The organism is Escherichia sp. XD33, from assembly GCF_019375075.1.
Classification (GTDB): domain Bacteria; phylum Pseudomonadota; class Gammaproteobacteria; order Enterobacterales; family Enterobacteriaceae; genus Enterobacter; species Enterobacter flexneri_A.
In genome coordinates this window covers 1-3,112 of the sequence record NZ_JAENDM010000135.1, presented here as the reverse complement: position 1 = coordinate 3,112, position 3,112 = coordinate 1, and the positions used below count along the sequence as shown (strand labels likewise).

Annotated in this window: 6 protein-coding genes; all 6 read right to left on the bottom strand. The window is 46.4% G+C overall.

The window, feature by feature from the left end:
- Nucleotides 1–179: helix-turn-helix domain-containing protein (locus K0778_RS25445; RefSeq protein WP_024202724.1), on the bottom strand; the 179-nt coding region annotated here is incomplete at its 3' end.
- A gap of 332 nt (nucleotides 180–511) precedes the next feature.
- Nucleotides 512–1,117 (bottom strand): hypothetical protein, encoded by a 606-nt coding sequence (locus K0778_RS25440; RefSeq protein ID WP_000137793.1) that lies wholly within the window; start codon nucleotides 1,115–1,117, stop codon nucleotides 512–514.
- A 215-nt stretch (nucleotides 1,118–1,332) separates the two neighbouring features.
- Complete coding sequence (locus K0778_RS25435) at nucleotides 1,333–1,614, bottom strand: hypothetical protein (RefSeq protein ID WP_000703843.1); 282 nt, start codon at nucleotides 1,612–1,614, stop codon at nucleotides 1,333–1,335.
- Between the two features lie 374 nt (nucleotides 1,615–1,988).
- Nucleotides 1,989–2,300: a hypothetical protein gene (locus K0778_RS25430; protein ID WP_001424621.1), complete on the bottom strand. Its 312-nt coding sequence runs from the start codon at nucleotides 2,298–2,300 to the stop codon at nucleotides 1,989–1,991.
- 222 nt (nucleotides 2,301–2,522) lie between these two features.
- Nucleotides 2,523–2,723, bottom strand: coding sequence for a hypothetical protein (locus K0778_RS25425; protein WP_000814954.1), 201 nt, complete (start codon nucleotides 2,721–2,723; stop codon nucleotides 2,523–2,525).
- A 186-nt stretch (nucleotides 2,724–2,909) separates the two neighbouring features.
- Nucleotides 2,910–3,112 (bottom strand): IS1 family transposase (locus K0778_RS25420; RefSeq protein ID WP_214290698.1); only part of this gene is annotated, 203 nt, incomplete at its 5' end.

Genomic DNA, 3,112 nt, shown 5'->3' with positions numbered 1-3,112 from the left:
CCTTTAGGTTTGGGAATTAAACCTTTTTCTCCATGTTTTTCATAGAGGGCAACCCATGTCCTGACCTGGGTTCGGGGGACACCAAAACGTGCCGAGATGATCCTGTAACCATCATCAGTAGTGAAGTAGTGATTCACGACTTCAAGGCGCTTTTCAAAAGGGTATTTTGGCTTTGACATATCAGGGGCTATTCCATTTCATCGTCCAACAAAATGGGTGCAGTACAGGTTAATTGAAAAATTACTCGGGGCTTTCTGCTTTTACCACAGTCAAACAGTGTTACCGCTGGCTGGGGCAAAAGCCTCCAGCACCAGCGTCATTATATCACTCTGCCCTGATCAGCCAAACACCCTGCCTGCATAAATCATTGATTTATAATTTATTTGACATGAGTCACTTCCGGTTGTCGGAGACAGTCTTTTTACACTAAAGAAAAGGGTAACGGGCAGCTGCTTGGTCGGAACATACAGTGCAGTTCCTGCCCGTTTAATTTCCGGATGCAATGGTAGGATCAGGAGGCACTGGTTCCGTTGATTAGGGAAAGCTTATGTGCCTGAATACGGCTGTATTCGAGATGGGATGGAATATTACAGATGCGCTCCAGTCGATCATGCAGCCTCGTGTAGGTCAGTCGATGAATACCGGACATTTCATCAAGTAGCCAGCGCTTGATGTAAGGGTTACAGGAAAGCCGGGCAAGATCGTCGTCATCCACTTCGTCAAAGAACCAGTACTGCTCCATCGGGACTACCTGAAATATCCACGGCCGGGGATAGTCCCCTGTGACAACCAAAAACCATGCGAGAAAGCATAGACACAGCTCAACGATCATCAGCATCGAAAATTGCGAATAACTTAGACCAGGCACATAGGGTGAACTATCCGCAACATACCCCCTGAACAATTCCGCCACAAGGTAGCCCAATAGCGACAAGGCCAGCATCAGGGTCAGGATTAATCCCCCATTAAACGCTACCGAAGCCTTTTGAACCCGATCAGGTGCTGTCCGGCTGCGATAGTTGGTCACTACTCTTTCTACAAGTGCCCTTATGGCAGCCTGTTCTTTACTGACATCAGCTCCGGAAAAACCGGACGGGCTTTTATTTAATTCAGTCATACCCCACTCCTGTTATGTGCTCTACTGAACAAACACGTAGATCATACAGAGCTCACGGACGCACTCCTGCCAGATAAAGGAGGGAATTTGGCTGTAAGACGGTTAGCCAACAGTTCAGGTTATGCGTGGGATCCGGCCAGTCAGAAAGGATTCCGTTATTAACAGGCAAGGTTAAAGGCAGATGGACGTTGAAATTGTGGATGCTAAAAGGGGTATTACTCTTTTTCCTGCATAGCGGCTTTTTCAGCCCGGGTGGCCAGGCGAGCATTTCCGAAAGGTTCACGGACAAGCAGGGGCTTCTCCTTCTTCCAGCCCCTGATAGCCGTTTCTCCAAAACGACGTGGTGCATTGCCGTTCCAGCGAGCAATCACATGATTATCATGAATTTCTATAATGACAACGGGGTGGACAATGACCGTTGTAATGGTGGTATTTCCCATTTTGGTACGGGTTACAGACCAAACCTGCATCCCGGATTCCAGCTGGCTGATTTTCATATTATATCCTTAAGCCAACACGAACTGCGCCACAAAAATTAATGTGGCGCAATTTACCATAAACAATAAACATCAGATACCCGTGAAGAGATTTCCCTTTATTTTAAAATTCTTCTGGAGAAAAAATGATATTTCCAGAAGAAGTCAGCGAAATTCAGAAACGGCCATCACAATGGTGCTGCGCTGACGCTGGCGTTCTGCCTTGCGCTGCCTGCGGCGATAGATCTATTTTGCGCTGACGTAAGGGCAGTCCTCACGGGTATACCAGCAGCAGCCGCAAGGTTCGGGCCGGGGTTTTCCGGCAAGTCCAAATGGTTTCATCAAGTCACCTTTTTAATATTTTTAATGGCAAGATACTTCCCTAACACATTGTTTTATCGCATATAACGCTGTTGCATAAACAGATACAGATAACCCTCAGGAGAAAACATGCAAAGGTTATCAGTGATAACCGCATCCAGATACCGAGTGTCAGTCTGTAAACGTTTTATCACCAGAAAATGTGCTGCCGCAGCCTTAATGCCAGAACTACCGTTTACAACATTATGTATACCCGCTTCGAATAACGAACGAGCATGAATTACCTTTTCCCGGGCCGCTTCGATCTCCGCATTAATAACGCATTGCCGCGCCTGGATGACTGCCTCTCCGGTTAAATCGCGGAAATTCATTAGAGATGTGATCATGATTAACTCTCCAGATTATGTGGAATCATTATAACAACTGGCATCCCGCCACAAATAACCTGAGAAAAATTCTTTGAAATATTCCTATATATAAGGAATTACAGTCGGAAAAGAAACGATGAAATAGCGCCGACCGCTTAAAATCGATAAATTAAAATGGACGGCACTGGAATGAAAAACTGAAAGTAGTAAGACCGTAATTATCCTTCACGGATGTAAGCTTTATAAGAGGAGTACTGGCAAAGCTTTGCCAAGTACTTCGGCGGTTGTGTCTACGATTTTACGGATGTCATCGATCTGCGAAGGCTTATTCAACACCACCGTAAAAAGCTCTCCTTCGTTATCAGCCTGCTCGCAGTTTCCGTATCGGCTCCCGTCGTACAGCTGCACAATACGTGACATAGAAGACTTTGTTTGTTTCATGGCTTTGCACCTGCTTTTAGGCAGTTTGGTTACTGGTTATCAGAAGCTGGTTTCATGCGCTTCCGGCTGGGACACGAACTGGTATTTGACGCCGCCAGGCACACCTACTGCTTCGGCAATAGAGTCGCAAAGCCGCGATAAATCATTTAGTGTCATCGGATATTCAATATCGGTAATGACTCCAACTTATTGATAGTGTTTTATGTTCAGATAATGCCCGATGACTTTGTCATGCAGCTCCACCGATTTTGAGAACGACAGCGACTTCCATCCCAGCCGTGCCAGGTGCTGCCTCAGATTCAGGTTATGCCGCTCAATTCGCTGCGTATATCGCTTGCTGATTACGTGCAGCTTTCCCTTCAGGCGGGATTCATACAGCGGCCAGCCAT

Excerpts from the sequence above, each read along its gene's own strand:
- K0778_RS25430 (WP_001424621.1), bottom strand. The coding sequence starts at position 2,300 with ATGATCACATCTCTAATGAATTTCCGCGATTTAACCGGAGAGGCAGTC.
- K0778_RS25435 (WP_000703843.1), bottom strand. The coding sequence starts at position 1,614 with ATGAAAATCAGCCAGCTGGAATCCGGGATGCAGGTTTGGTCTGTAACC.
- K0778_RS25440 (WP_000137793.1), bottom strand. The coding sequence starts at position 1,117 with ATGACTGAATTAAATAAAAGCCCGTCCGGTTTTTCCGGAGCTGATGTC.
- K0778_RS25425 (WP_000814954.1), bottom strand. The coding sequence starts at position 2,723 with ATGAAACAAACAAAGTCTTCTATGTCACGTATTGTGCAGCTGTACGAC.